This is a genomic window from Burkholderia sp. BCC0398 (assembly GCF_902833245.1).
Lineage (GTDB): Bacteria > Pseudomonadota > Gammaproteobacteria > Burkholderiales > Burkholderiaceae > Burkholderia > Burkholderia sola.
Window position 1 is genome coordinate 73,555 of the sequence record NZ_CADFEM010000020.1, and the last position, 26,011, is coordinate 99,565.

At 67.4% G+C, this 26,011-nt stretch carries 23 protein-coding genes and 2 pseudogenes; 14 read left to right on the plus strand and 11 right to left on the minus strand.

The features are described 5' to 3' along the window. Positions 1–7: 7 nt before the first annotated feature. Positions 8–811 (minus strand): helix-turn-helix transcriptional regulator, encoded by an 804-nt coding sequence (locus HWX76_RS32350; protein ID WP_050010997.1) that lies wholly within the window; start codon positions 809–811, stop codon positions 8–10. Between the two features lie 132 nt (positions 812–943). Between HWX76_RS32350 and HWX76_RS32355 the strand changes: the two genes are divergently transcribed. Both HWX76_RS32355 and HWX76_RS32360 read left to right on the plus strand, forming a co-directional pair. Then, positions 944–2,350 carry an APC family permease gene (locus tag HWX76_RS32355; RefSeq protein ID WP_089489345.1) on the plus strand — a complete coding sequence of 469 codons (1,407 nt, stop codon included), beginning with the start codon at positions 944–946 and terminating at the stop codon, positions 2,348–2,350. A 64-nt stretch (positions 2,351–2,414) separates the two neighbouring features. Beyond that, positions 2,415–3,524, plus strand: coding sequence for a P1 family peptidase (locus HWX76_RS32360; RefSeq protein ID WP_176016884.1), 1,110 nt, complete (start codon positions 2,415–2,417; stop codon positions 3,522–3,524). A 168-nt stretch (positions 3,525–3,692) separates the two neighbouring features. On the opposite strand, the gene HWX76_RS32365 is transcribed toward HWX76_RS32360, so the two are convergent. Together HWX76_RS32365 and HWX76_RS32370 are read right to left on the minus strand one after the other, a co-directional pair. Next, positions 3,693–3,905, minus strand: coding sequence for a hypothetical protein (locus HWX76_RS32365; protein ID WP_012338215.1), 213 nt, complete (start codon positions 3,903–3,905; stop codon positions 3,693–3,695). Between the two features lie 136 nt (positions 3,906–4,041). Further along, complete coding sequence (locus HWX76_RS32370) at positions 4,042–6,225, minus strand: FUSC family protein (protein WP_176016885.1); 2,184 nt, start codon at positions 6,223–6,225, stop codon at positions 4,042–4,044. A 198-nt stretch (positions 6,226–6,423) separates the two neighbouring features. On the opposite strand from HWX76_RS32370, the gene HWX76_RS32375 reads away from it, so the two are divergent. Beyond that, positions 6,424–7,371, plus strand: coding sequence for a LysR family transcriptional regulator (locus HWX76_RS32375; RefSeq protein WP_050011002.1), 948 nt, complete (start codon positions 6,424–6,426; stop codon positions 7,369–7,371). Positions 7,372–7,481: 110 nt separating this feature from the next. Here HWX76_RS32375 and HWX76_RS32380 read toward each other — a convergent pair whose 3' ends face one another. Both HWX76_RS32380 and HWX76_RS32385 read right to left on the minus strand, forming a co-directional pair. Beyond that, positions 7,482–7,784 carry a DUF4148 domain-containing protein gene (locus HWX76_RS32380; RefSeq protein ID WP_050011003.1) on the minus strand — a complete coding sequence of 101 codons (303 nt, stop codon included), beginning with the start codon at positions 7,782–7,784 and terminating at the stop codon, positions 7,482–7,484. A 213-nt stretch (positions 7,785–7,997) separates the two neighbouring features. Next, complete coding sequence (locus HWX76_RS32385) at positions 7,998–9,140, minus strand: porin (RefSeq protein ID WP_050011004.1); 1,143 nt, start codon at positions 9,138–9,140, stop codon at positions 7,998–8,000. A gap of 335 nt (positions 9,141–9,475) precedes the next feature. On the opposite strand from HWX76_RS32385, the gene codA reads away from it, so the two are divergent. From codA to HWX76_RS32410, 5 genes and pseudogenes are all read left to right on the plus strand, one after another. After that, positions 9,476–10,717: a cytosine deaminase gene (gene codA, locus HWX76_RS32390; RefSeq protein WP_050011005.1), complete on the plus strand. Its 1,242-nt coding sequence runs from the start codon at positions 9,476–9,478 to the stop codon at positions 10,715–10,717. Between the two features lie 164 nt (positions 10,718–10,881). Beyond that, on the plus strand, positions 10,882–12,216 hold the full coding sequence (locus tag HWX76_RS32395; RefSeq protein WP_176016886.1) for a chloride channel protein: 1,335 nt from the start codon (positions 10,882–10,884) through the stop codon (positions 12,214–12,216). Between the two features lie 255 nt (positions 12,217–12,471). Beyond that, on the plus strand, positions 12,472–12,783 hold the full coding sequence (locus HWX76_RS32400; RefSeq protein WP_332371493.1) for a helix-turn-helix transcriptional regulator: 312 nt from the start codon (positions 12,472–12,474) through the stop codon (positions 12,781–12,783). Beyond that, positions 12,780–14,039 (plus strand): type II toxin-antitoxin system HipA family toxin, encoded by a 1,260-nt coding sequence (locus HWX76_RS32405; protein WP_176016887.1) that lies wholly within the window; start codon positions 12,780–12,782, stop codon positions 14,037–14,039. Before HWX76_RS32400 ends, HWX76_RS32405 begins: the two co-directional genes overlap by 4 nt. A 115-nt stretch (positions 14,040–14,154) precedes the next feature. Next, a pseudogene (locus tag HWX76_RS32410) lies at positions 14,155–14,301 on the plus strand (TIGR00366 family protein); the annotation flags it as partial. Between the two features lie 14 nt (positions 14,302–14,315). On the opposite strand, the gene HWX76_RS32415 reads toward HWX76_RS32410, so the two are convergent. The 4 genes from HWX76_RS32415 to HWX76_RS32430 all read right to left on the minus strand — a co-directional run bounded on the left by HWX76_RS32415 (position 14,316) and on the right by HWX76_RS32430 (position 18,426). Continuing rightward, positions 14,316–15,644 (minus strand): MFS transporter, encoded by a 1,329-nt coding sequence (locus HWX76_RS32415; RefSeq protein ID WP_050011009.1) that lies wholly within the window; start codon positions 15,642–15,644, stop codon positions 14,316–14,318. Between the two features lie 223 nt (positions 15,645–15,867). Next, the gene (locus HWX76_RS32420; RefSeq protein WP_050011010.1) at positions 15,868–16,800 is read right to left on the minus strand and encodes a 3-keto-5-aminohexanoate cleavage protein; all 933 of its coding nucleotides are present in this window, start codon (positions 16,798–16,800) and stop codon (positions 15,868–15,870) included. A 35-nt stretch (positions 16,801–16,835) separates the two neighbouring features. Beyond that, positions 16,836–17,642, minus strand: a complete 807-nt coding sequence (locus tag HWX76_RS32425; RefSeq protein WP_050011011.1) for an SDR family oxidoreductase — start codon at positions 17,640–17,642, stop codon at positions 16,836–16,838. Positions 17,643–17,715: 73 nt separating this feature from the next. Continuing rightward, positions 17,716–18,426: a GntR family transcriptional regulator gene (locus HWX76_RS32430; protein ID WP_050011012.1), complete on the minus strand. Its 711-nt coding sequence runs from the start codon at positions 18,424–18,426 to the stop codon at positions 17,716–17,718. 287 nt (positions 18,427–18,713) lie between these two features. Between HWX76_RS32430 and HWX76_RS32435 the strand changes: the two are divergent. Then, positions 18,714–19,165: pseudogene (locus tag HWX76_RS32435) on the plus strand (type VI secretion system amidase immunity protein Tai4). Between the two features lie 54 nt (positions 19,166–19,219). On the opposite strand, the gene HWX76_RS32440 reads toward HWX76_RS32435, so the two are convergent. Next, positions 19,220–20,011 carry an IclR family transcriptional regulator gene (locus HWX76_RS32440; RefSeq protein ID WP_176016888.1) on the minus strand — a complete coding sequence of 264 codons (792 nt, stop codon included), beginning with the start codon at positions 20,009–20,011 and terminating at the stop codon, positions 19,220–19,222. 159 nt (positions 20,012–20,170) lie between these two features. On the opposite strand from HWX76_RS32440, the gene HWX76_RS32445 reads away from it, so the two are divergent. From HWX76_RS32445 to HWX76_RS32465, 5 genes are all read left to right on the plus strand, one after another. Then, positions 20,171–20,947 carry an ABC transporter substrate-binding protein gene (locus HWX76_RS32445; RefSeq protein ID WP_089489349.1) on the plus strand — a complete coding sequence of 259 codons (777 nt, stop codon included), beginning with the start codon at positions 20,171–20,173 and terminating at the stop codon, positions 20,945–20,947. 88 nt (positions 20,948–21,035) lie between these two features. Continuing rightward, positions 21,036–21,692, plus strand: a complete 657-nt coding sequence (locus HWX76_RS32450) for an amino acid ABC transporter permease (protein WP_050011016.1) — start codon at positions 21,036–21,038, stop codon at positions 21,690–21,692. Continuing rightward, a complete protein-coding gene (locus tag HWX76_RS32455; protein WP_176016889.1) occupies positions 21,689–22,444 on the plus strand; it encodes an amino acid ABC transporter ATP-binding protein in 756 nt (251 codons plus the stop codon). The genes HWX76_RS32450 and HWX76_RS32455 overlap by 4 nt, the downstream gene beginning before the upstream one ends. After that, complete coding sequence (locus tag HWX76_RS32460) at positions 22,441–23,751, plus strand: FAD-binding oxidoreductase (protein ID WP_050011018.1); 1,311 nt, start codon at positions 22,441–22,443, stop codon at positions 23,749–23,751. Before HWX76_RS32455 ends, HWX76_RS32460 begins: the two co-directional genes overlap by 4 nt. Positions 23,752–23,829: 78 nt before the next feature. Continuing rightward, positions 23,830–24,561 (plus strand): class I SAM-dependent methyltransferase, encoded by a 732-nt coding sequence (locus HWX76_RS32465; protein ID WP_050011019.1) that lies wholly within the window; start codon positions 23,830–23,832, stop codon positions 24,559–24,561. A gap of 24 nt (positions 24,562–24,585) precedes the next feature. Here HWX76_RS32465 and HWX76_RS32470 read toward each other — a convergent pair whose 3' ends face one another. Beyond that, positions 24,586–26,007 carry a cytochrome c peroxidase gene (locus HWX76_RS32470; RefSeq protein ID WP_050011090.1) on the minus strand — a complete coding sequence of 474 codons (1,422 nt, stop codon included), beginning with the start codon at positions 26,005–26,007 and terminating at the stop codon, positions 24,586–24,588. Positions 26,008–26,011 lie beyond the last annotated feature (4 nt).

A 26,011-nucleotide genomic window follows, 5' to 3' on the forward strand; every position in this document is an offset into this window, starting at 1 on the left:
GCGCCGCTCAACCGGCTGCATCGTCTTCCCCCAGCGCCCGAATGAACCGCGAAAACAGCTCAGGCTGCGACGAGATTCCAAGCTTCGCGTAAAGGTGCCGCCGATGCACCTTCACCGTCTCCGGTGAAATCGCGAGCCGCTCCGCGATCGCCTTCGACGAATTGCCGCGCAGCACCATTCTTGCGATCGCCATCTCGCGATCGGTCAGCACGCCCGCGCCGAAGCGCGCGAGCGCCTGCTCGACGCGCGCACCGAGGTCCGCGTCGGGCGTGGCGCGCGCGGCATCGCCCACCAGCCGCCAATGCTGCCGGATGACCGCGAGCACCCACGGCATCGCGGCCGTCAGCTTGCCGAGCGGCTCGACGTCGAAGCGCGTCGACGCACCGAGCGACAGCGACAGCAGCGTGTCGGCGTTCGGTCGCACGAGAATCTGGATCTCGTCGTCGCCGACCGCGTCGCGGAAATAGCTCAGGAAATATTCGCTCTGCCGGAACAGGTCGGGTGCGACTTCCTCGAGCCGGTAGCAGCCGTCGGCGAGCCCGTCGTGCGCGGCCTGCAGGAACGGATCGAGCAGATATAACCCGTTCAGGTAAAGCGGCACCGGCGACGCGGTGTCGGCGCCGCCCGTGTCGTATTCGTCGAGCACGAGCGGCACGCCGTCGCGGCCGATCGCGGTCGCGAGCGCGTTGTCGAACGGCGCCATTTCGTTGAGCAGCAGCACGAGGAACCGCCAGAAGCGCGGCTGGCCGAGATGATCGATCGCGCGGCCGAGCGCCTGGTGCATCGCGATTTCGGAAAAGAGACGATCCATACCACCACCGGAAGGGCGTAACACGAAGGGGGAATAGCGGTCCTGAAATTGGCTTCCTAGACTGCCACGCAATCAATCGGGCCCGAGTATGGGTGTTCAAAAAAAGGCGGCAAAGGAACAAAGGAGCACGAAATGGCGATGATGTCGGAATCGACGGGCACGCTGCAAGCGGCCTCTGCAACGGAAGACGCGCCGCGCGCGCTGTCGCAGACGCTCAGCGTGCGCGACGCTGTGATGATCACCGTATCGGGCGTGACCCCGGCCAGCTCGATCTTCGTGATCGCGCCGTTCGCGATCCAGCAGGCCGGCAGCGGCGCGGTGCTGTCGTTCGTGCTCGGCGGCGTGCTCGCGCTGGCATTCGCGCTCTGCTATGCGGAACTCAGCGCCGCGCACCGCAGCGCGGGCGGCGAATACGTGATGGCCAAGCGCGTGTTCGGCACGCTGCCCGGCTACCTGACCTTCATCACGGTGCTGTCCGTCAGCGTGTTCATCCCGGCCGTGCTCGCGAGCGGCGCCGCGCCGTACCTGAACAGCGCGCTCGGCACGCACTTCGGCAATCAGTCGGTCGCGCTGACGATCGTGCTGCTCGGCTATCTGCTCGGCATGCTGAACATCAAGACGAATGCGTGGATCACCGGCGCGTTCCTGGTCGTCGAAATCGGCGTGCTGATGCTGATCGCCGGGCTCGGCTTCGGGTCGCCGCATCGCGGCGCCGACGTCCTGATCGCACCGGTCGTCGCGAGCGGCAATGCGCTCGTGCCGGCCACGCTCGCGGCCATCGTGCCCGCGATCGGCACCGCGATCTTCTGCTACAACGGTTTCGGCTCGGCCGCCTATCTCGCGGAGGACTTGCGCGGCGGCAACCGCAACGTCGCGAAGGCGGTGATCTATTCGCTGCTCGTGATCCTCGTCGTCGAACTGGTGCCGCTCACCGCGATCGTGCTCGGCGCGCCTTCGCTGACGGAACTGACGAAGAGCGCCGATCCGATCGGCTATGTCGTGCGCTCGCTGAGCAATCCGGCCGTGTCGCGCGTGGTCAGCGGCGGGATCTTCCTGTCGGTGTTCAACGCGATCATCGCGATCGTGATCGCGATGGGCCGCCTGCTGTACAGCAGCGGCCGGCATGCGCTGTGGTCGCGCACCTGCAACCGCGCGTTCTCGACGATCCATCCGCGCCTCGAATCGCCGTGGCTCGCGACGATCGCGCTCGCGATACCGTCGGCCGGGCTCGTGTTCGTGTCGAGCCTCGATGAACTGACCGCATTCACGGTCGACCTGTTGCTGCTGATCTACCTCGTCGTGGGGCTGGCCGCGCTCGCGAGCCGGTTCGTGCGCCGCGACGTCGAGCATCATTACCGGATGCCGCTGTGGCCCGTGACGCCGCTCGTCGCGGTGGCGGGCGCCGCGTATACGCTTTACACGACGCTGGCGACGGCGACGAAGCCGACCGACCTGATCATCATCGCGGGGCTGCTGGTCGCGGCGCTCGTGATGTACGTCGTATGGGCGCGCCACAGCGCGGCATTCCGCGCGCTCTGAGCATCGGCTCGACTCCGTGCATCACCGATACACCGAATCATCGAAAGACAGGAGGAATTGCATCATGCGCACGAGGGATCTCGGCATCCGCATCGGACTCGGCACGCCGGGCCGCTTCAACGCGATCACGGACGTGCCGGGCGTGCGGGTCGGACATTGCACGCTGAACGTCGAGAACGGCGACGCATCGATCCGCACCGGCGTCACCGTCATCGAGCCGCGCGCGGGTGCCGCGCACGATTCGCCGTGCTTCGCGGGCGTGCACGTGCTGAACGGCAACGGCGACGCGACCGGGCTCGAATGGATTCGCGAAGCCGGCCTGCTGACCACGCCGATCGCCTATACGAACACGCACAGCGTCGGCGCGGTGCGCGACGCGCTGGTCGCGAACGAACGCGAAGCGGCGGCCGGCCGCGTGTACTGGTGCATGCCGGTCGTGATGGAGACCTACGACGGACTGCTGAACGACATCTGGGGGCAGCACGTGAACGCCGCGCACGTGCAGCGCGCGCTAGCAGCCGCGCAGTCGGGGCCGGTCGCCGAAGGCGGCGTGGGCGGCGGCACGGGCATGATCTGCCACGAGTTCAAGGGCGGCATCGGCACCGCGTCCCGCGTGCTGGCGAGCGATGCGGGCGGCTGGACCGTCGGCGCGCTCGTGCAGGCGAACTACGGCGTGCGCGAGATGCTGCGCGTGGCCGGCTACCCGGTCGGCGAAGTGCTGCGGCACGTGCATTCGCCGTTTCGCGAAGCCGAAGCGAAAGGCGAGGCCGGCATGGGTTCGATCGTCGTCACGATCGCGACCGACGCACCGTTGCTGCCGCATCAATGCACGCGTCTCGCGCAGCGCGCGAGTGTCGGGCTCTCTCGCGTCGGCGGCGGCACCGAGGATTCGAGCGGCGACATCTTCCTCGCGTTCGCGACCGGCAACGCCGGCTTGCCGGCGGTGAACTACGGCAGCAAGGGCACGCCGACCACCGACGTGCGGATGGTCAACAACGACCATATCTCCGCGCTGTTCGTCGCGGCGGCGGAAGCGGTGGAGGAAGCGATCGTGAATGCGCTGGTTGCGGGCGGCGACGTCGCGTCGCGCGGGGTGCGGGTCGAAGGGCTCGGGCCGGCGCGCTTGCTGGATGCGTTGCGCGAAGTAGGTTGGCGGCCGGGGCGCGGCGCCTGAAACGGCACGCGCCGCTTCAATCGAAGCGGCGTGGTGTAGGACGGCGATGCGGCGATCGGCCGGGCCGCGATCGGCCGGGCCGCGATCGGCCGGACCGCCGTCCGTCCGCGCACGTCATGCATGCGGTGCGGGCGATGCGGGCCTGGCCGTGACGACGCGGCGTCATGCTCAGCTGCCGAAGTAGATGTTGCAGAAGCTGACGGGGCCGACGCACGCGTTCGGGTCTTCCTGCTTCGATTGCGCACGATCGACGCGGCCGGCGGCCTGGATCGCCTCGGCGCGGTTCGCCTGTTGCGGTGCGGCGTCTGCCGGCGCCGGCTGCGCGTGAGCGACGGCAGCGGTGAGCGACAGGGCAACGAGGGCGAGGTGCAGCGGCTTCATTTTGTTTCTCCTGGGTGAGTGCCAGTCTCGCTGGCAGTGAGGAAACTATAGGCTCGCACTGCTTAAAGATTAATCACCGCGCCTGTAGAGCTTATTTCCATCCGGAACAAGGATCCCGTTGCGCGCGCATCGATCTTCAATGGCGGTGCCGGTTGAACGGCGCGTCCTTGTCGAGCAGCGCGCTGCGCATGAAGTGCAGGCAGCCGACGATCCGCTGCATGTTGCGACGCGCGTCGGGCACCGCGTACCACGCCTGCAGCGCGTGCTGCGCCGCGCGGATCGAGAGATTCACGGATTTCAGCGTGCGCGCATGGCGGGCGGGCGTCGGATCGTCGAAGAAGCGCGGCAGTTCGAGCAGCACCGCCTCGATCGAACCGGTCCAGCGCAGCGTCTGCGGCGGTCTCGCTGCGCAGAACATGTGCAGCTCGTCGCGCAGGTCGATGACCGCGTGGCCGATCTCGAGCGTCGACAGCATCCAGCGCAGTGCATCGCGATGCTGCCGCGTGCGGCGCACCAGCAGCGTACGCAGTTGCGCCATCAGGTCGTGCGTGCTCGACTGGAAGCGCTGCGCGAGGCCGTCCGGCGCGCCTTCGCACGCAAGCCTCACCTGGCGGCGCAAGTCGTGCGCGATCCGGCCGGTGAGCCAGGGCATGTGCGTCGGGAACACGACGGCGAACACGAGCGAGCACGCCAGCATCGCGACGACGACCGCCAGCCCGTTGTTGATCAGCACTTCGGGCGTATACGCGATGGTGTTGTCGGGGCCCGCGAGCAGGCAGAAGAACACCGCGAAGCCGATCCCGTAGCCGGACAGGCCGGGCCGCATCGCGAGAAACGCGCCGAGGCCGAGCACCGGCGCGAGCGCCGCGCACAGCAGCGGAAAGCCGTCGATGTTCGGATAGACGTAGCACAGGAACAGGTAGCCGACCGCGGTCGCGAACGCCGCGCCGACGCCCATCTGCGCGACGAACTTCGGCGCGCGCGGCGACGTCGAGCTGAGCGCGCACGCGATCGCGGTGGCGATCACCGCGAGCGAGCCGCTCGGCCATTCGGACGCGATCCAGAACGCGCTCATCGCGCCGACGGCAACCACCGTGCGCAGGAACGCGAAACCGACGAAGAACGCATTGGTTTTCACCGCGTAATGCGTGACCGAGCGCTCGAACGCGTGATCGTCCTGGTCGAGCGACGCATAGGTGTCGACGTAGCCGAGATATTCGCCGATGAACCGGTACAGCAGTTCGATCGCGGTATCGAAGTCGAGCAGGCCGCCGGCCGCGTGCTCCTCGATGGCTCGCCGCGATGCGCGCGCGGCCTTCGGCAATGCACCGTGGAAGCGGCGCAGTTCGAGCAGCGCGCCGGTGGCCGGCGCGATGCCGCGCTGGCGTTCGTCGCGCAATGCGGCGAAGCGCAGTGCGAGCGCGTCGACGTGCGGCGCCAGCGCGTCGAGCACCGCGTCCGACTGATTCGCACGCAGCCGCTTGACGAGCTGGTGCAGCGCATGCAGCCGCGTGCATGCGTTCATGAACTCGCTGTTCAGCCGTGCGAGCCGGCGGCTGCGCGCGCGAATGTGCGGATCCTCGAACGACGCGAATGCACGGTTCGCTTCGAAGCCGACGATGTCGTCGACGAAATCGGCGAAGCGCCGCTCGAAATCGCCGCGCGCGACGTCGCCCGACAGCGCGCCGGCCGTGAACGCCGCAAACGTCGCGTGGCGCGCGCTCAACGAGCGCATCAGCGCCTTCGCGGAACTCAACGGCAGGATCAGCGCGCTGACCGCGCCGGAGCATGCGATGCCGAGCGCGACTTCCGCGGCGCGCGTGAGCGCGGACTGGAACAGCGTCTGCGGCATCATCACGGCCGGCAGGCCGATCAGCGCGGCCGTGTAGCCGGCGAGCACGAAGCCGTACCAGCGGAAGTGGCGGTTGCGCACCGCGAGCGCAATGCAGCCGCCGATCCACAGCGTGATGCCGGCCATGTACAGCTCGGGCTGCTGCGCGAACAGCCCGCCGAGCGCGAGCGCGCCGACGAGGCCTGCCGCCGTGCCGAGCACGCGGTAGAAGCTTTTCGCGAACACCATCCCTGACAGCGGCTGCATCAGCACGAACACGGTGGTCATCGCGGTGCGCGGCTGCGACATCTCGAGACGCATCGCGATGCCCATCGCCAGCAGCGCCGCGAGCACGGTTTTCGCGAGGTGTAGCCAGATCAGCCCGTCGGTCACGACCCAGTCGCGCGCCGCATTGCCGAGCGGATCGAGCCATCGCCTCCATCGTGCCGGTTCGATGGAAGGTCGCGCGATCGCAGGTGGTGGCTTCATGAAAAGGGGCCCAAGGCCGCCCGCGCGAGGTGCCGCGGTGCGTCCGAACGGGTCCGTTCGACTGGTGAGGCGCCGATTGTAGGAGCGCGGCGCCCGCGCATTAACGCAGTTGCGGGGAAACGATAGTTGCAGCCCGAGTAACAATCTGTCGCATCCAGTGGAGGAAAATGGCGGCTCCGCTACAGGTCGCTCACAGGAATGGATACCCTACAAAACATGCGGGTGTTTACGCGCGTCGTCGAGACGGGCAGCTTCACCGCCGCCGCGCAATCGCTGAATTCGACGACGGGCGCGATGTCGCGTGCGGTGTCGGAGCTCGAGGCGCGTTTGCGCACCCGTCTGATGAATCGCTCGACGCGCCGTCTCGCGCTCACGTCGGCCGGCGAAAGCTATCTGCGGCGCTGCCGCCAGATCCTCGCCGACGTCGACCGCGCGGAAGAAGAGGCGAGCTGCGCGCACGAGCGCCCGGCCGGCGTGCTGCGCATGCACAGCTTCGCGAGCGTCGGTCATCACTATGTATTGCCCACGCTGACGCGCTATCACGCGCAATTCCCGGACGTGTCGATCGAACTGTCGCTGTCGCAGCGCATGCCCGACCTGTTCGACGGCACGAGCGACACGGCCGTCGTCACCGCGTCGTCGCTGCCCGATTCGGAACTCGTGTCGCACCTGCTCGGCTCGACGTTCAGCATTCTGTGCGCATCGCCCGACTACGTGAAACGGCACGGCGTGCCGGCCCGCCCGCAGGATCTCGCCGCGCATGCGTGCCTGACGCTGTGTACGCCGGCGTTTCCGACGCACGAATGGGTGCTCGAAGGACCCGAAGGCGTCGAGCAGATTCATGTCGCCGGGCCCGTGCAGACCAATACCGCCGAATCGCTCGCGCTTGCGATCCGCGACGGCATCGGGATCGGCATGCTGCCGCTGTATTCGGCGATCGACGCGCTGCGCGACGGCTCGCTCGTCCGCGTGCTGCCCGCGCATATCCTGCAGAAGATGAACGTGTATGCGCTGTACCCGTCACGCCGCTTCGTCGATGCGAAGGTGCGGACCTGGGTCGAGATGCTGCGTGCACAGGTGCCGACGATGATCGCGCGCGACGTCGAGATGCTGAACGCGATCGATCGCGAACCGCAGGCCGCCTGAGCGCAAGCCGCCTTGACCCCGCGCGCGCATCGGCGCGCGGCGGGTTGCTTCATGCCCATGCCGGAACCGCGTCACTCGCCATCCATGCTGGATGCGAGCGACGCGCGCCGTCACAGCGCGGGCTTGGCCGCCGCGCCCGATTCGGTTGCCGGCTCGCCGGTCGGGCCGTAGGCGGCCCGCGCCGCTTTCCGTTCGGCGAGACGCTTCGCCTGCAGTCGTTCCTGCGCCGCGAGAATGTCGTCCGGATAGTTGCCGATTTCCCCGCGCGCCGGGTTGTAGCCGACCGATTCGAGGTCGATCAGCTCCTGCAGCACCTGCGCGCGCGTGACGGGCGACTTCGCCTGCTGGGCGAACGACAGGGCCGGTGCGACAAGCAGGACGGCAGCGGCGGCGGTAACGACGAGCGATTTCACGAGGTTCTCCTGAATAAGGGGTGGGTGGCCGGATCGACACGCTGCGCGCGGCGCCGACCTTGGACGTCAGTCTACGGAGCGAGTCCGCGTGCAAACACCCCGATTCCAGGAGGGCTGCGTTCCAGAAGCAACAACATTGGCGGCGTCGCCCGCGGCTACTGAACCCGTGTGTGCACACGGCTCCTGCAGGCGGACGACGTCGCGCGATGCCGGTCAGAACCGCGTGCGCATGCCGATCGTGCCGACCACCTGGTTCGCCGTGCTCGACGCGCCGCCCGACGTGTTGATGAACGCCTGGTAGCCGCGGCCCGACGCATGCTGGAACATCGCTTCCGCGTACAGGTCGGTGCGGCGCGACAGCTTGTACACGGCCTGCAGGTTGGCCTGATGCCACTTCGGATCGCTGCCGTGCTTGCTGTCGGGATTCGACACGCTGGCGTCCGTGTACACATAGGCCGCGCCGACGCTGACGGCCGGCGTCACCGCATAGCGCACGTTCACGTCGTAGTTGTTGAACGCGATCTGGCCGCTGGAGCCGAACGCGCCCGTGTTGTCGTACTGCGAGCGCGTGTAGACGAAGCCGACGGTCGCCGGGCCGAACACGTAGCTGACGCCGCCGCCGTAGCTGCGCATGCGGTCCGAGCCGATCGACCAGCCGCCCTGGTTCAGGCTTTTCGCTTCGGCCGAATCGGTCGCGCCTGGGCTCGCGCTCGTCGAGCCCTTCGTGCCGTTCATCTGCAGGTACGCGCCGGCCAGCTTCAGCGGGCCGTTCGTGTAGCTCGCGGCCACGCTGTACGCGCGGTTCGCGCTGAAGTTCGCCGAGTTGGAGAACGCGTACAGCGCGCCGACCTTGAAGCCCGCGATCGTATCGCTCGTGTACTTGACCGCGTTGTTGATACGCAGCGAGTGGTTCAGGTTGTCGTTGTCGAACGGATGCGCGAAGCCCGTATCGCCGAAATCGCCGGACGTCGCGGACAGCGGCGCGACGAAGTCGACCATCGTGTCGTACTGGCGGCCGAGCGTCAGCGTGCCGTAGCCGGCCTGGCTGAGGCCGACATATGCGTGCCGGCCGAACAGCTTGCCGTCCTGGCCGAGCCCGCCGTTGTTCGCGTTGAAGCCGTTCTCGAGCACGAACAGCGCCTTCAGGCCGCCGCCGAGATCCTCGGTGCCGCGCAGGCCGAAGCGGCTGCCGTTGATCGTGCCGGTCGCCATGCGCCACTGCGACGCACCGTTCACGTTGTTGGTATAGGCGATGCCGGCGTCGATCAGGCCGTACAGCGTGACCGAGCTTTGCGCGTGGGCGAGCGGCGCGAACAGGGCGGCGGCGCACGCGCCGGCGATCAGGGTTTTTTTCAAGGTGAAGCTCCTGCGTGTGGGACGGGAAACCAAAGTTCGGCGCAAGTATAGGAATGCGCGGCGCGCGCAAGGGCCGGGCGGCCGCGAGCGCACTGTTCCGGATCCTGCAAGAGTCGTTCACAAAACCGACACGACGCGATGCGCCCGCGCCGGCCGGCGGTTCTTGCGCGACGGCAGGCCCGCGGCTGCTGTCCGGCCCGGCCCGGCTGTCGTGTCGATGCAACATGCACGGTACGTGCGCGCATCGCTGCTTTTCCTCCATACTGGTTGCCCGGACCACACGGCCGCCGACTCGGATCGCGCGGCCGTGTCAATGCATACGACAAGAGGCCCCCATGAACCTGTTCAACGTACGCCTGCGCGGCCGCGACGGCCTGTTCACGATTGGCGTCGATGCCGGCAAGATCGCGCGGATCGATGCGCAAACCGCACCGATCGCGTCCACGAACCCCGACCATATCGATGGCGGCGGCCGGCTCGCGATTGCGCCGCTCGTCGAACCGCATATCCACCTCGATGCGGTGCTGACGGCCGGCGAACCCGCGTGGAACATGAGCGGCACGCTGTTCGAGGGCATCGAGCGCTGGGCCGAGCGCAAGGCGACGATCACGCACGAGGACACGAAAGCACGCGCGCATGCGGCGATCGGCATGCTGCGCGACCACGGGATCCAGCACGTGCGCACGCACGTCGACGTGACCGATCCGACGTTGGCCGCGCTGAAGGCGATGCTCGAAGTGAAGGACGAGGCGCGCGGGCTGATCGACCTGCAGATCGTCGCGTTCCCGCAGGAGGGCATCGAATCGTTCGACGGCGGCCGCGCGTTGATGGAGCAGGCGATCGAACTCGGCGCGGACGTCGTCGGCGGGATTCCGCATTTCGAAAACACACGGGAGCAGGGCGTCAGCTCGATCCGCTTCCTGATGGATCTCGCGGAACGCACGGGCTGCCTCGTCGACGTGCACTGCGACGAGACCGACGATCCGCATTCGCGCTTTCTCGAAGTGCTCGCGGAAGAGGCGCGCGTGCGCGGCATGGGAGCGCGCGTCACCGCGAGCCACACGACCGCGATGGGTTCGTACGACAACGCGTACTGCTCGAAGCTGTTCCGGCTGCTGAAGCGGGCGGGACTGAACTTCATCTCGTGCCCGACCGAGAGCATCCATCTGCAAGGGCGCTTCGACACGTTTCCGAAGCGGCGCGGCGTCACGCGCGTCGCGGAACTCGACCGTGCCGGGATCAACGTGTGCTTCGGGCAGGATTCGATCAAGGACCCGTGGTATCCGCTCGGCAACGGCAACATCCTGCGCGTGCTCGACGCGGGCCTTCATATCTGCCACATGATGGGTTACCAGGACCTGCAGCGCTGCCTGGACTTCGTGACCGACCACAGCGCGACGACGATGCATCTCGGCGATGGCTACGGCATCGCGGTCGGGCGGCCGGCCAATCTCGTCGTCCTCGACGCGGACAGCGACTACGAAGCCGTACGCCGGCAGGCGAAGGCCACGCTGTCGATGCGCCACGGGAAGGTCATCATGCGGCGCGAACCGGAGCGCGTGACGTATCCGGATTGACGGGAAGGCGGGCGAGCGCGGCTCGCCGGCCTTGAGTATTCGTGAAATGCATCAGTCGATTCGAAAAATACGTTTGTCTCATGAGAGGCGCGGGCCTACGATTCGGTCCTGACGACGGCGTGCCACTTGCGCGCCGTCCTTTTTCCTCTTCGTTCGCCGATCCCATGCGCCTCGATCTTCCGTCCGCTCCCGCTGCTGCTTCGCCGACCGCCAGCCCGTTCGCGCGCATGGCCGTCGTCACGGTCCTGACCGGCATCGGCGCAGGCCTCGGCGGCATGCTGCTCGCGTTGCTGCTGCATGCGATCCAGCACGTCGCGTACGGCTACAGCGTCGCGCACGTGATCGGGTCCGAGAGCTTCCTCGCTGGCGTGACCGCGGCCGAGCCGCTGCGCCGGGTCGCGGTGCTGGCCGTCTGCGGGATCGTCGCCGGCGGCGGCTGGTGGGCGCTTTACCGGTATGGCCGGCCGCTCGTCAGCATCCGTCGGGCGGTGCGTGCGGCCGATCCGCGGATGCCGTTCGTCAGCACGACGGTTCACGCGCTGTTGCAGATCGTGACCGTCGCGCTCGGCTCGCCGCTCGGCCGCGAAGTCGCGCCGCGCGAGATCGGTTCGCTGCTCGCCGGGCGGTTTGCCCATGCGGCGCGGCTCACGCCCGACGACTGCCGGCTGATGGTCGCGTGCGGCGCCGGCGCGGGGCTCGCGGCCGTCTACAACGTGCCGCTCGGCGGCGCGATCTTCGTGCTCGAGGTGCTGCTCGGCACGTTCGAACTGCGCGCGCTGATCGTGGCGGTCGTGACGTCCGCGATCGCGGCGGTCGTCGCATGGATCGGCCTCGGCAACGAGCATCAGTACACGGTGCCGGCGTTCGTGCTGAGCACGCCGCTCGTCGCATGGTCGATCGTCTGCGGGCCGCTGTTCGGTTTCGCCGCGTACGGTTTCGTGCGGCTCACGAGCCGCGCGCGCGCGAACGCGCCGAAGGACTGGCGGCTGCCGGTGTTCGCGCTGCTCAATTTCGCGGTGATCGGCGTGCTCGCGATGGGGTTTCCGCAACTGCTCGGCAACGGCAAGGGCCCGGCGGCGCTGGGTTTCGACGGCACGCTGACGATCGGCTTCGCCGCGACGCTGCTCGTGCTGAAGGTACTGATCGAGGCCGGCAGCCTGCGGGCCGGCGCGGAAGGCGGGCTGCTGACGCCGGGTCTCGCGAACGGCGCGTTGCTCGGCGTCGTGCTCGGCGGATTGTGGAGCGCCGTGTGGCCGGGCGCATCGCTCGGCGGATGCGCGCTGATCGGTGCGACCGCGTTTCTCGCCGCATCGATGCAGATGCCGATCACGGCCGTCGTGTTGATGCTCGAATTCACGCGTGCGAATCACGACAGCCTCGTGCCGATGTTGCTGGCAGTGGCGGGTTCGCTTGTCGCGTATCGGCTTGCGCAGAAGCTGGCGGAGCGGCGAGCGACCGCGATCGCGGCCGTCGGCACGCCGGAGGCGGTTGCTCGCTAGCGGGCTCACGCCAGGGCTCGAGTACGCATCGATGCGCGCGGCGATCCATCCACGACGTGGCGTATCTGGAGGGCGACGGGTGGGTACGGGAAGCGCATGCATCGCTGACGCATCACTTCCGTTTCAGAGGGGATTATCCGGGAAATTCTCCCCATAAGATACAACATCAGGGAATTATATTTTCTAAGTACATCCCTTCTATAACTCTGTGATATTGTGAGTTACGAGAGATATCACGCCGGAAGCCCCCCTATGTTGGAATTAAGTTTTCGCAAGCCCAATGAAATCGTCACGCTGCTTTGCGCCAGGCTTCGCACGGAGCGGCTGGCGTTGCAACTGACGCAGAGCGACGTAGCCGCGCGTGCCGGCGTGGGTTCCAATACCGTGTCCAATCTGGAAGCCGGACGCAATGTGAGCCTCGAGACGGTAGTTCGTGTAGCCATGGTCCTGGGACGAAGCAAGGAACTCGAAGGACTGTTCCTGCCGAAGCTCGATAGCCTGGAAGACGTTCACCGGTATGAAAAAAGTGCCAAACGTCAGCGCGTCAAGAGGGGCAACCAGAAATGATCGAGCGGATCGATGTCTACTATGACGGCTGGGGGGAGCACTGGCTGTGGGGATCGATGGTTTCTACGACGGCGATCACGGGGCGCCCGTTGATCGTATTCGAATATAGCGATGACGCGCGCAAGAGGGGGCTGGAACTGTCGTCTTATGCGCTCCCATTGCATGGGGCGAGGCTGCGCAAGGACTTTCCGTCCCACCAGCTGGGATTGCCCGGCCCAGTCTATGACGCGCTGCCCGACGGATGGGGCATGTTGCTCATGGACCGCTGGTTCAAACGCCGCGGTCTCAACGCGGCACGCATCGGGCCGCTGGAGCGGTTGGCTTACATTGGCAACCACGCAATGGGCGCCCTGTCGTTCGAGCCGGTCGCGCTCGAGATCCAGGCACCGCAGCCGGATATTCCTCTCGACCGGCTCGCGGCCGAGGTACAGGAAGTCCTCAATGGTGAGGGCGGCGAATTCCTTCATCAACTGCTGCAGGTGGGCGGCTCTCCGCAAGGTGCCAGGCCGAAGGCCCTGGTCTATCGTGATCCGCAGTCCGGCGTTTTTACCACGGCCGCGGTGGCGGGTTTTGAAGCATGGCTGGTCAAGTTCCCGGCCCGGCAAGAGCATCCCGAGGTGTGCGCGATCGAAATGGTCTACGCCGAGTGCTTGCGCATGTGCGGCATCGAGACCCCGGACACGCTGCATTTCGATTTGCCTGACGGGATGGCGGCATTTGCGTCCAGGCGTTTCGATCGACGGGACGGTCTGCGCGTGCCCATGCAAAGCGTTGCCGCCTTTACCGGTGCCGACTACAAAACGCCGGGTGCGCTGGACTACGTGAACTTCTTGCGCGCGACTCACATGTGCACCAACGACGTACGCGAGAAGGCGCGGGCGTTGGAACGGGCTGTCTTCAATGTCGCGTTCAACAATCGCGACGATCATCCGAAAAACTTCGCATACGTCATGTCGCGATCCGGCCAGTGGAAACTCGCGCCGGCCTACGACGTGACATTCTGCGAGGGACCGGGCGGTTACCACCAAATGGACGTCATGGGCGAGGCGCTGCGGGTCGACCGGGTGGCATTGGTCGGACTGGCAAAGGAAGCGGAGCTTTCCGCAGCGGCTGCCGGCGACATGATCGACGCAATGTGCGGAGTGGCCAGCCAGTTCTCGGCCATTGCGAAGCGCCGCTACGAGGGGATCATCACAGAAGACACGCTGACGGACATTCAGCGTCGAATCGACGAGAACGTTGCGCTGCTGCGCTAGGGCGTGAACATGCCCTCGGGGGGCAGGGGTTGCCGAAAGAGAAGCGGCGAGACGGGCGTTCGTCGGCTCACGGTCTCGCACATGCATGATGGGGATCGGCTCTTGGCAGCGGGGCGCCATCGCGGGGCTCGCCGTGCGCGACATCATAGGATATTGCGTGACGACGCTGCTGTTCGCGGGCGTTGTGTTCGTCGCGCGAATGTACCTGTTCCGACGGCGTGAGGCGCGAGGGGCGGGGGGAACCCGCCTCCCGCCAGCTTGATTCCAGCCGGGCCTTCAGCCGCGCGACCGCACGTCGGCGCGCTCGTGCCCGTGACGCAACGCGAGGCTCGCGAACGCCGCGACGACGAGCGCGGCCGCGAGCAGCGTCAGCCCGTTCTTCGCATTGCCGGTCGTCTGTTCGATCGCGCCGACGACGGTCGGCCCGACGAAGCCGCCGAGCAAACCGCAGGTATTCACGAGCCCGAGCCCGCCGGCCAGCGCACTGCCCGCGAGCCGCGACGCCGGAAACGTGAACACGATCGACTGCACGACGAAGAACATCGACGCGGCCACGCACACGCAGAGCAGCCCCGCCAACGGCGATGCATGCGCGGCGCCGACCATCCCGGCCGCCATGATCACCAGCCCCGCACACAGCATCCGCCGCGAATGACGCGATTCGCGGGCGAAGCGCGGCAACGTGCCTGCGCCGAGCGCGGCGGCGAGCCAGGGCAGCGACGTCAGCAACCCGACCGCGACCGGCGACAGGCGCCCCGACGCGCCGATGATCCCCGGCAGGAAGAAGATCACCGTGTAGATGGTCAACTGATGGCAGAAGTACACGAAGATCGCGAGCCAGATCTGCGGATCGCGCAGTGCGGCGCCGAACGCATGGCCGCCGTGCGCGGCGACGCCTGCGTCCTGCTCGGCGGCCAGCTTGCGCTCGAGCGCGCGGCTGGTTTCCGCGGAGAGCCACGGCGCGGCGCTCGGCCGATCCGGCAATCGCGTCCACACGACGAACGCGAGCAGGATCGCCGGAATGCCTTCGACGACGAACAGCCATTGCCAGCCGTGGAAGCCGAGCGTGCCGTCGAGCTCGATCAGCGCGCCGGCCAGCGGCCCGCCGACGATATTCGCGATGCACACGCCGAGCAGGAAATAGCCGGTCGCACGCGCACGCTCCTCGCGGCCGAACCAGTACGTCAGATACAGCATCACGCCGGGAAACAGGCCGGCTTCGGCCACGCCGAGCAGCAGCCGCATCACGTAGAACGACGTCTCGCCGCTCACGAACGCCATCGCGACCGACAGCGCGCCCCACGTGATCATGATCCGCGTGATCCAGAAGCGCGCGCCGACGCGATGCATGATCAGGTTGCTCGGAATCTCGAAGAGCGCGTAGGTGAGAAAGAACAGCCCCGCGCCGAGCCCGTACGCGGCCGATGAAATGCCGAGATCGACGCCCATCGAATGTTTGGCGAACGCGATGTTGGTGCGGTCGAGAAAACTGATCACATACGCGGCGATCAGCAGCGGCATGAGTTTGCGGAACAGCAGCCGGTTCAGCGACGCGTTCGCGTCGGTCGCGGCGGACGACAAGGCCTGAGCGTGATGAGTGGACATGCGGACGACTCCGGTAAGGGGCGAACCGGCGCGCACGGCAAGCACGGCGCGCCGCGTTCGGCAAATGCCGCTGCGGCAAGGCAGCGGATGGGCAGTCGACGGAGCCGCGCCGGCGGCGCTCGAACGGAGCGGGGCGATCAAGGGCGTCCTGGCGCCGGCCGGCTCGGGCCGGCGCCTTGTCACTGCGCTTGCGGATGCTCGTGTTGAGGGCGGGACCCGGCGATCAGAAATTCACCGCGTCGCCGCCCTTGAGCGCGAGCATCGCGCGCGCCTCGGCCGGCGTCGCGATCTCGAGCGACAGGCCTTCGAGCACCTGACGCATTTTCAGGACTTGCGCGGCGCTCGATTCCGCGAGCTTGCCGGGCGCGATCCACAACGAATCCTCGAGCCCGACGCGCACGTTCGCGCCTTGCGCGGCGCCGATCGTCGCGAGCGGAATCTGGTTGCGCCCGGCGCCGAGGATCGACCACACGTAATCGCCGCCGAACAGGCGGTCGGCCGTGCGGCGCATGTGCATCAGGTCCTCCGGATGCGCGCCGATCCCGCCGAGCAGGCCGAACACGCTTTGCACGAAAAACGGCGGCTTCGCGAGCCCGCGGTCGACGAAGTGCGCGAGGTTGTACAAGTGCGAGATGTCGTAACACTCGAATTCGAACCGCGTGCCGTTCGCGCCGCAGCGCGTGAGGATCGTCTCGATGTCCGCGAACGTGTTCTTGAACACGAGATCGCGGCTTTTCTCGAGATGTTCGCGCTCCCACGGATGCTTCAACTCGGTAAAGCGCTCGAGCATCGGATACAACCCGAAGTTCATCGAGCCCATGTTCAGCGACGCGACCTCGGGCTGGAAATGCAGCGCCGGCTGCAGCCGTTCGTCGACCGTCATGTGCGGGCTGCCGCCCGACGTGAGGTTGATCACCGCGTCGGTCTGCGCCTTGATGCGCGGCAGGAACTCGGCGAACACGGACGGATCCTGCGTCGGTTTGCCGTCGGACGGGTTGCGTGCGTGCAGATGCAGGATCGCCGCGCCGGCCTGCGCGGCCGCGACCGCGGCCGTTTCGATTTCGTGCGGCGTCACGGGCAGATACGGCGACATCGACGGCGTATGGATCGCGCCGGTCGGCGCACAGGTGATGATGACTTTGCGAGCGTTGGCCACGGATGGATTCCTTTCGATGAACGATGCAGGACGCGTCAGAGCACTTCGACGTTGCCGCAGACGGAGATCGCCTGCCCGGTGATCCCGTGCCCGCCCGGCGAGCACAGGAACAGCGCGGTCGCGGCGATTTCGGACGGATCGGTCATGCGCCGCAGCGAGATCTTCTCGAGATAGCGCTTTTCCATTTCGTCGTAGCCGATGCCGAGCTGCTGCGCGCGCGCGTCGATCACGCGGCGCATCCGCGGACCGCGCACGATGCCGGGCTGGATCGCGTTCACGCGGATGCCGAGCGGCCCCAGTTCGATCGCGAGGCTTTTCACGAGGCCGACCACCGCCCATTTGGTCGCCGCATACGGCGTGCGGAACGCGTAGCCGAGCCGGCCGGCGACCGACGACAGCGCGATGATCGCGCCACCGTGTTTCGCTTCGCGCAGCAGCGGCACCGCGCGGCGCGCGAACTGGAATTGCGCGTTCAGGTTGATCGCGACGGTCTGCTCCCACTGCACGGGGTCGATTTCGTCGATGCCGCCGGTCGGGCCGGCGATGCCCGCGTTGTTGACCAGCACGTCGAGGCCGCCGAGCCGCGTCGACACGTCGGCGAACACGCGCTCGACGGCGGCCGGGTCGGATACGTCGGCCAGCGTCGCGCTGATCGCGCCGGCCGCGGCGTGCGGCGGCCGGTCGGCGAGCGCCGCGATCGCGGCTTGCGACGCGTCGCACACGTGCACGCGCGCGCCGCATTCGGCGAACGCGTCGGCGATTTCGAGACCGATGCCCGACGCGCCGCCCGTCACGAGGACGCGCAGGCCGTCATAGGGTTTCAGCAGGTCGGAAGCTGTCATGCCGGGTTGTCTCCATCGTTGATGTAGTGGGATGGCGGCCGCTCGCGTGTCGGGCGGCCGTCGCAAGCGGCCGCTACGGCTTCGCGTTCACGGTCCGCGGCGTCTGTTCGGCCCGCAGCGTCTCGGCGAGATCGTGCGCGGCGCCGCCGATGTCGAGCGCGATGCCGGCCCGCACGCCCGCGCCGTCGCGACGTTCAAGCGCATCGACGATCGCGCGGTGCGCATCCATCGAGCGCCGCATGTGCGGGATGTCGAGCGCGACCATGTTGAGGAACGGGCCGACGCGCATCCACAGGTTCTCGACGATCGCGAGCGTGTTTTCGCTGGCGCCATGCGCGTAGATCGCGCTGTGGAACGCGAAATTGCTTTGCAGGTAGGCGCGCGAGCGGCCGGCCTCGACGTGTGCCTGCATCGTCTCGCAGGTCCTGCGCACGGCCGCGATCTGCGCGTCGGTCATCCGCTCGCACGCACGCTCGGCGATGCAGCCTTCGAGCGCGATCCGCACGTCGCGCAGTTCGTCGAGCATGTCGAGCGTCATCGGCGGGACGACGAGCGCGCGATTCGGGCCGTCTACCAGCGCGCGTTCGGCGCGCAGCCGCGTGAGCGCGGCACGCACGGGCATCGTCGACGAGCCGACCGCCTCGGCCACGCTGCGCAGGCTCAGCGCCTGGCCGGGCGCGAAGCGGCCGCTCATCAGTGCTTCGCGCAGTTGCTGGTAGACCTTGTCGGCCATCGTTTCCTGTTCGATGGCTTTCAGTGCGGGCGGGACGATACGGGGCGGCAAGGCGTGGCTCCTGGGTTTGATCTGCGATCTGTGATCACACTGGTGATGTGCGAAGTTTTGTCGATCGGCGGAGCCGAGTCAAGGCGAACAGGATCGGGGAAAACCAGGGGATGGACGAAGAGGCTGTCGGCGACAGTCGGCAATACTTTTCCGCGTCGGGGTTGGATCCGATCATCGAGGCACGACTGCGGATGGCGATGGAGGCGACAATCCAGGGGCGCGGCCAAGTTACTTCAACGAACCGGGTGCGCGGTATCGTACCGATCGCGCAAATTTTGGAGCCTGTCATGAGGCGAATCTGGATCGCTGCCGCGTTGGCGTGCATCGCGTTTCAACGGCGATGATCGTGGCGAAGGACGTCGCACAAACCTCGCCTGAGGCCGGCTCACGAACTTACCGCCAGAACTTCAAGGACATGGTGCTCGCGGAGTGCCTGGCTACCGCATACAAGCAGGCGCCCGGCGCGAGCAAGGACATCGGCAGCAGCATCGGCGCTTTGCGCGACTGGACCTACTACGACATGGAACGTGCGCCGGACGTGATTCACGCGCTGGTCGCGAAGTATCTGGCTCGCGACTATCGGAATCCGGTCGTCGAACCGGAAGTCGCGGATGTGAAGTTCGACTTCCTGAAGTGCATCGATCTGTATCACGGCAAGGCACTGGACGCTGCGGCGAAGCAATTCGTATCGCGCCCGAACCGTACCTACCGGGTCGAGCATCCGCCGAAGCCGCAGTAGCGATCGAACGTCGTTGCGCGATGCAACGGCGCGCCGTATGCCATTTCGCCGCCGCTATTCAAGCGTCCGGATCGAATTGCTGATCCCGCGCGCACAGTCGATCACCGCCGGCGCGAGCTTGCGACGCGCGTCGTCGAACGTCCAGCGGCTTGTCGGCGCGACCACGTGCACGGCCGCGACCGGCTGCCCCTGGCTGCCGAGCACGGGCGCCGCGATCGACATGTCGCCGATGAACAGTTCTTCCTGGTTGGTCGCATAACCTTCGCGCCGTGCGCTGTCGAGCAACGCGACGAGATCGTCGAGCGCCGTGACCGTGCGCGGCGTATGCGGCGTGCGCGCCATGCCGTCGAGCCGCACACGCGCTTCTTCCGGCGCCAACGCGCTCAGGAACGCGCGCCCGGAGCCGGTGCAGTACATCGGGATGCGGCTGCCGATCGGCATGTGGATCGGCACGAACTTCGTCGACACGAAGCGCGCGACGTACACCATTTCATCCTCGTCCGGCTCGGTGAGGTTGGTGGTTTCGCCGGTCAGGTTCGTGAGCTCGGACAGGAACGGATTCGCGACGTCGATCAACGTATCGGCCGCCAGATAGTTGAAGCCGATCCGCATCACGTGCGGCGTGAGCTGGTAGCGCCGCGTGACCGGATGCTTGCGGATGTAGCCGAGCTTCTCGAGCGTATAGACCATCCGCTGCGCGGAGCTTTTCGTCATCCCCGCCGCGTCGGCCACTTCCGCCAGCGTCATCGTGCGCCGCTTCGCGCTGAACGCGCGCAGCACGTTCAGCCCTTTTTCCAGCGACTGGTTGAACAGCAGATCGTTTGCTTGGTCGGGCGACGTTTCCATGGCGAAGGGCGGAATCGATTCGATATCGCATCATAGCGTATCGAATATCGATACGCAAAAATCTGTTTGCGATGTTTTTGATTCGTTTTAAGATCAAGTCATCGTCGCAGTGTCGATCAGCGACCGGCCGGCGCCCGGATTATTCGAGAAGGAGTCACCATGGTTCCGTTCATCAAGCGGTTCGGCGCACTGGCCGCCGGTTTCGCCATCTGTATCGCACTCTCCACGGCATCGGCGGGCGCCGTTGCGGCCGAGCCCACGCTGAAGGTCGGCGCGACGGCCACCGGCGTGCCGTTCACGTTTCTCGACGTCAAGAGCAATTCGATCCAGGGGATGATGGTCGATGCGATCACGGCGGCCGGGAAGTCGGCCGGGTTTCGCGTCGACGTGCAGCAGACCGTGTTTTCCGCGCTGATCCCGTCGCTCACCACGCAGAAGATCGACATCATTTCGGCCGCGATGCTGAAGACGCCCGCGCGCCAGCAGGTCGTCGATTTCTCCGACACCGTCTACTCGTTCGGCGAAGGCCTGATCGTGAAGGCCGACGATCCGGGCCGCTATACGTCGATGGACGATTTCAAGGACCAGGTGGTCGGCGCGCAGGTCGGCACGGCGTTCGTCGATGCGCTCAACAAGAAGGGCATCTTCAAGGAAGTCCGGACCTACGATTCGATCGCCGACATCATGCGCGACGTCGCGCTCGGGCGCATCAAGGCCGGTTTCGCCGACCAGCCGATCGTCGCGTACCAGATCGAGCACGGCGTCAATCGCCAGGTGCGGCTCGTGCCCGAATACCAGAGCGTCGTGAAGGGGCAGGTGTGCTTCATCGTGCGCAAGGGCGACACCGCGACGCTCGAACAGCTCAACGGCGCGATCCGCAAGATGAAGACCGACGGCACGCTGCAGCAGATCCTGCAGAAGTGGCACATGAGCTGAGCGTCGGCATTCGCTTCCCGACCGGCATCGCCCGCGCGTCGCGGGCATCCCCAGCGGCGGTCTGTCCGGACGTTGCATAGGAGACCTCATGTTTTTTCAGAACGCGATCGATTTCCTGCCGATCCTGCTGAAGGGTGCGGTGGTCACGATCGAGATCACCGCATGCGCGTTCGTGCTCAGCTCGGTGCTCGGGCTGATCCTCGCGCTGCTGAAGGTGTCGCGCAATCGTGCCGTGTCGACCGCCGGCAGCACGATCGTCAACGTGATCCGCGGGCTGCCGATCATCGTCCAGCTGTTCTACATGTACTTCGTGCTACCTGATCTCGGCATACAACTATCGGCGTTCCAGGCCGGCGTGCTCGGCCTCGGCATCGCGTATTCGGCGTATCAGGCCGAGAACTTCCGCGCGGGCATCGAGGCGATCGACCGCGGCCAGATCGAAGCCGCGCACGCGATCGGCATGCGCGGCCCGATGATCATGCGGCGCGTGGTGCTGCCGCAGGCGTTCCGCATCGCGCTGCCGCCGTACGGCAACACGCTGGTGATGCTGCTGAAGGATTCGTCGGTCGCGTCGACGATCACGGTCGCGGAAATCACGCGCGCCGGCCAGTTGATCGCGTCGTCGACGTTCCAGAACATGAGCGTCTACACGCTCGTCGCGCTGCTGTATCTCGCGCTCGGCCTGCCGCTGATGTTCGGCGTGAACCGGCTCGGCAAGCGGCTCGCACTGAGGAGGGGCGCATGATCCGGATCGATTCGATACACAAGCGGTTTCAGCAGCACGCGGTGCTGAAGGGCGTGAGCCTCGACGTGCAGGCGGGCGAAGTCGTGTGCCTGATCGGGCCGTCCGGTTCCGGCAAGTCGACCGTGCTGCGCTGTATCAACGGCTTCGAGACGTATGACGAAGGGTCGATCACGATCGACGGCGTGAAGGTCGACGCGCATTCGAAACGGATCCACGAACTGCGGATGCGGGTCGGCATGGTGTTCCAGCGTTTCAACCTGTTCGCGCACCGCGCGGCGCTCGAGAACGTGATGGAGGGGCCTGTGCACGTGCGGCGCATGCCGGCCGCGCAAGCGCGCGAGCAGGCCCGCGTGCTGCTCGACAAGGTCGGGCTTTCGCACCGGATGAATGCGTATCCGTCGGAACTGTCGGGCGGACAGCAGCAGCGCGTCGCGATCGCACGCGCGCTCGCGATGGCGCCGCAGGCGATCCTGTTCGACGAGCCGACGTCGGCGCTCGACCCCGAGCTCGTCGGCGAAGTGCTCGGCGTGATGCGCGGGCTCGCGCGCGACGGGATGACCATGGTGGTCGTCACGCACGAAATGGCATTCGCCCGCGAGGTGGCCGATCGCGTGTGCTTCCTGCACGACGGCACCATCTGCGAAAGCGGGCCGGCGCGCGACGTGCTCACGCAGCCGGCCCATCCCCGCACGCAGGAATTCCTGCGCCGCCTGCTGGCGTCGGACGGCGCCGACCACCCGGATCGAACATGAGCGCAACGCACGCGGCACCCGGATGGCCCGACTCGCCGTGGCCCGATTCGCTGTGGGCAGCGACCGCCGCGCCGGCGGCCGATACGCCCGCGCTCGACGCGTCCGTGTCGTGCGACGTGGCGATCGTCGGTGCCGGCTTCACGGGCCTGTCGACCGCACTTCACCTGGCCGAACGCGGCGTGAACGTCCGCGTGATCGACGGCGCGCAGCCGGGCTGGGGCGCATCGGGCCGTAACGGCGGGCAGGTGATTCCCGGGCTGAAATACGACCCGGACGAACTTGTCCGCCGATTCGGCGACGAGGCCGGCGAGCAGCTTGCCGGCATCGTCGGCGGCGCGGCCGATACCGTGTTCGACCTGATCGCGCGGCACGGAATCGACTGCGATGCGCGTCGCGCCGGCTGGATCCAGCCGGCGCCGACCGCCGCGATGCTCGACACGGTCGCACGCCGTGCGCAGCAATGGGCGGCGCGCGGCGCGCCGGTCGACGTGCTCGGCCGCGACGACGTCGCGCGGCGGCTCGGCACGCCGGCGTATGCGGGCGGATGGATCGATCGCCGCGCCGGCAGCGTGCAGCCGCTCAGTTATACGCGCGGCCTCGTACGCGCCGTGCAGGCGAGCGGGGCGGTCGTGCACGGCTTGACCCGCGCCGTCGGGCTGACGCGCGCCGACGGCCGCTGGCGGATCGCGACGTCCGGCGGCGCGACGCTGTCGGCCGAGCGCGTCGTGATCGCGACCAACGGCTACACGGACGGGCTGTGGCCTGGCTTGCGTCAGTCGGTGATCGCCGCGAACAGCTTCATCGTCGCGACGGAACCGCTCGCGCCAGCGCTCGGTCGCGACATCCTCGCCGGCGGCGAGGTCGCATCGGATGCGCGGCGTCTGCTGCTGTACTTCCGCCGCGACGCGGCCGGGCGCCTGTTGATGGGCGGCCGAGGCCCGTTCGCCGACCCGCGCGCGCCGAGCGACTGGCGACATCTCGAACGCGCGACGACGCTGTTGTATCCGCAACTGAAGGGTGTCCGGTTCGACTACCGCTGGGCGGGGCGCGTCGCGATCACCGCGGATTTCCTGCCGCACGTGCACGAGCCCGCGCCGGGCGTGACGATCGCGCTCGGCTACAACGGCCGCGGCATCGCGATGGCGACGACGCTCGGCAAGCATCTGGCCGCGCATCTGTCGGGCGATGCGCAACTGCCGCTGCCGTTCCGGGTCACGCCGATCCGGCCGATCCCGTTGCACGGGCTGCAGCGCTTCTATATCGCGGCCGGCGTCGCGTGGTATCGCTTGCTCGACAGCCTGTCCTGACGCAAGCGTGACGGCAGTCGCCATTCGTCGTCCGATCGGGCAGAATCGGCCTGCCCAGTGTCGACCGACGGATGCCGCATGACCGAACCGAACGAACCGCCCGGCCGCCGCGCGTACGCGAGCTTCGCGCAACGCTATGCGGATCTCGCGCCGACGAAGGCGCACAACGCGCTTTACGAGCGTCCGGCAACGATGGCGCTGCTCGGCGACGTCGACGGCCTGACGGTGCTCGACGCCGGCTGCGGGCCCGGCATCTGCAGCGCGCATCTCGCCGGTCGCGGCGCGACCGTGCATGCGTTCGACGTGACGCCGGAGATGGTTGCGCTCGCGCGAACGCGCTGCGCGGGCCTGCCGGTCGACGTCAGGGAAGGCGATCTCGAAGCGCCGCTCGCGTGGCTGCCCGATGCGTCGGTCGACAAGGTGCTGTGCTCGCTCGCGCTCGACTACGTGCGCGATCTCGCGCCGACGCTGCGCGAATTCCGGCGCGTCGCGCGTCCGGGAGGAACGCTCGTGTTCTCGATGGCGCATCCGATGCGCGACTGGATGGACGAACGCACGCGCGGCGACGGCACGTACTTCGACACGTCGCGCTTCGGTTTTCACTGGTCGGGGTTCGGCGAACCGAGGCCGTACGTCGAAGCGTGGCGGCGGCCGCTCGGCGACATCCTGAACGCGGTCGCCGACGGCGGCTGGCGGCTCGACCGCTTCGTCGAACCGAGGCCGCTGCCGGAGATGAAAGCCGTATCCGAACGGCTTCATGCGGAGCTGTCGCTGGCGCCGGCATTCCTGTGCATCCGCGCGCGCTGCTGATGCGGCGCGGCGCGCGGCCGGCGCTCAGTGCTGCGCGGGCGCGTCCGTCAGCGTGCCGAGAAACGCTTCGATATCCTTGATGTCCTGCGCCGTCATCGCAGGCTTGTCGCCCGGCTTGCGATCGAACGGCGCGTCCGTCACGTCGACGTTCGCGCGATATTTCGGCGGGATGTCGTCGTATTCGTCGACCTTGCCGTCCGCACCACGCGCATAGAACTTCTGCGGCGAAATGCTGCGCTCGTTGTAGAACGCCATCACCTGATCGAGCGTGTGGAACACGCCGTTGTGGAAGAACACGCGGCGCGTCGCCGAATTGCGCAGCGTCGGCGTCAGGAACATCCCGCAATACTGCGTCTGGTCCTTCAGGTCGTCGCGGAACGGCCCGCACACGCCGAGATCGTAGAACGCCGGGTTGCGGTTCTGCGCGAGCGCCCGGTTGCGCGGCGCGCCGAGCGCCTCGTACTGGTAATCGGTAAACATCGGCGGCAGCCCGTCCTTGCCGGGTTTCGACAGGTGGCAGCCCGCGCAATTCGCCTTGTCCGGATCGTTGAACAGGCGCAGCCCGCGCAGTTCGGCCTGCGTGAGGCGCGCGCGGCCTTCGAGCCAGCGGTCGTACTTGCTGTCGTACGGATGGAACGACGGATCCTCGACCTGATAGCGCGCGATCGCGAACATCGCCTCCGACACCGCGAGCTGCGGGGCGGAGAACACGCGCGGCCCGAACAACTGCTCGAACTGCGCGCGATGCGACGACTGCGCGAGCTTGCGGGCGACATCGTCGACGCTCGCGTTCGCCATCTCGACCGGATTCAACAGCGGGCCGAACGCCTGCTGCTGCAATGTATCGGCGCGGCCGTCCCAGAACATCCCGCCCTGCGGCACGAGTTGCGGCGCGGCCGACGTGCCGGCCACCTTCTGCGCCTTGACGACGCCGGCCGCCGCCGTCGCCTGCTGCGCGACGCTGGGCGCCGCGTCGTTCTCGCCGGCATCGGGGCCGATGCTGAAGTTCGGCTGGCGGTACAGGTACATCAGGGACGGCGGCGGACGATAGCCCTGCTGCGTCATCGCGAGGCCGCCCGGCTGCACGTCGAGCGCATTCGGCGGGCCGTACGCGTGATCGGGGCTGTGGCACGACGCGCACGATTGCTTGCCCGATGCCGACAGCGACGGATCGTTGAACAATGCGCGCCCGAGCTGCGCGACCGCCGACAGCGGCTGCGCGGCGGGCCGCTGCAGCACGACCGGATGCGGGTTCGCGCCGGTCCAGTCGGCGACCACGGTACCGATCGCCGTCGGCACCCGCGCGGGAAACGCGACGGCGAACGCGCCATAGCCGAGCACGGCCGCGCCGAGCGCGAACGCCGCGCGGCGCAGCAGGCGGGAACGAGCGCGCGGCGCGGGCGTGCCGGCGGCATCGGGAGACGGAAACGCGGGGCGAGCTGTCATGCTG

Coding starts and splice junctions, on each gene's coding strand:
- HWX76_RS32360 (WP_176016884.1), top strand. CDS start 2,415: ATGCGCACGAGGGATCTCGGCATCCGCATCGGACTCGGCACGCCGGGC.
- codA (WP_050011005.1), top strand. CDS start 9,476: ATGAACCTGTTCAACGTACGCCTGCGCGGCCGCGACGGCCTGTTCACG.
- HWX76_RS32455 (WP_176016889.1), top strand. CDS start 21,689: ATGATCCGGATCGATTCGATACACAAGCGGTTTCAGCAGCACGCGGTG.
- HWX76_RS32460 (WP_050011018.1), top strand. CDS start 22,441: ATGAGCGCAACGCACGCGGCACCCGGATGGCCCGACTCGCCGTGGCCC.
- HWX76_RS32350 (WP_050010997.1), bottom strand. CDS start 811: ATGGATCGTCTCTTTTCCGAAATCGCGATGCACCAGGCGCTCGGCCGC.
- HWX76_RS32365 (WP_012338215.1), bottom strand. CDS start 3,905: ATGAAGCCGCTGCACCTCGCCCTCGTTGCCCTGTCGCTCACCGCTGCC.
- HWX76_RS32355 (WP_089489345.1), top strand. CDS start 944: ATGGCGATGATGTCGGAATCGACGGGCACGCTGCAAGCGGCCTCTGCA.
- HWX76_RS32415 (WP_050011009.1), bottom strand. CDS start 15,644: ATGTCCACTCATCACGCTCAGGCCTTGTCGTCCGCCGCGACCGACGCG.
- HWX76_RS32405 (WP_176016887.1), top strand. CDS start 12,780: ATGATCGAGCGGATCGATGTCTACTATGACGGCTGGGGGGAGCACTGG.
- HWX76_RS32395 (WP_176016886.1), top strand. CDS start 10,882: ATGCGCCTCGATCTTCCGTCCGCTCCCGCTGCTGCTTCGCCGACCGCC.
- HWX76_RS32445 (WP_089489349.1), top strand. CDS start 20,171: ATGGTTCCGTTCATCAAGCGGTTCGGCGCACTGGCCGCCGGTTTCGCC.
- HWX76_RS32450 (WP_050011016.1), top strand. CDS start 21,036: ATGTTTTTTCAGAACGCGATCGATTTCCTGCCGATCCTGCTGAAGGGT.
- HWX76_RS32425 (WP_050011011.1), bottom strand. CDS start 17,642: ATGACAGCTTCCGACCTGCTGAAACCCTATGACGGCCTGCGCGTCCTC.
- HWX76_RS32440 (WP_176016888.1), bottom strand. CDS start 20,011: ATGGAAACGTCGCCCGACCAAGCAAACGATCTGCTGTTCAACCAGTCG.
- HWX76_RS32370 (WP_176016885.1), bottom strand. CDS start 6,225: ATGAAGCCACCACCTGCGATCGCGCGACCTTCCATCGAACCGGCACGA.
- HWX76_RS32470 (WP_050011090.1), bottom strand. CDS start 26,007: ATGACAGCTCGCCCCGCGTTTCCGTCTCCCGATGCCGCCGGCACGCCC.
- HWX76_RS32375 (WP_050011002.1), top strand. CDS start 6,424: ATGGATACCCTACAAAACATGCGGGTGTTTACGCGCGTCGTCGAGACG.
- HWX76_RS32465 (WP_050011019.1), top strand. CDS start 23,830: ATGACCGAACCGAACGAACCGCCCGGCCGCCGCGCGTACGCGAGCTTC.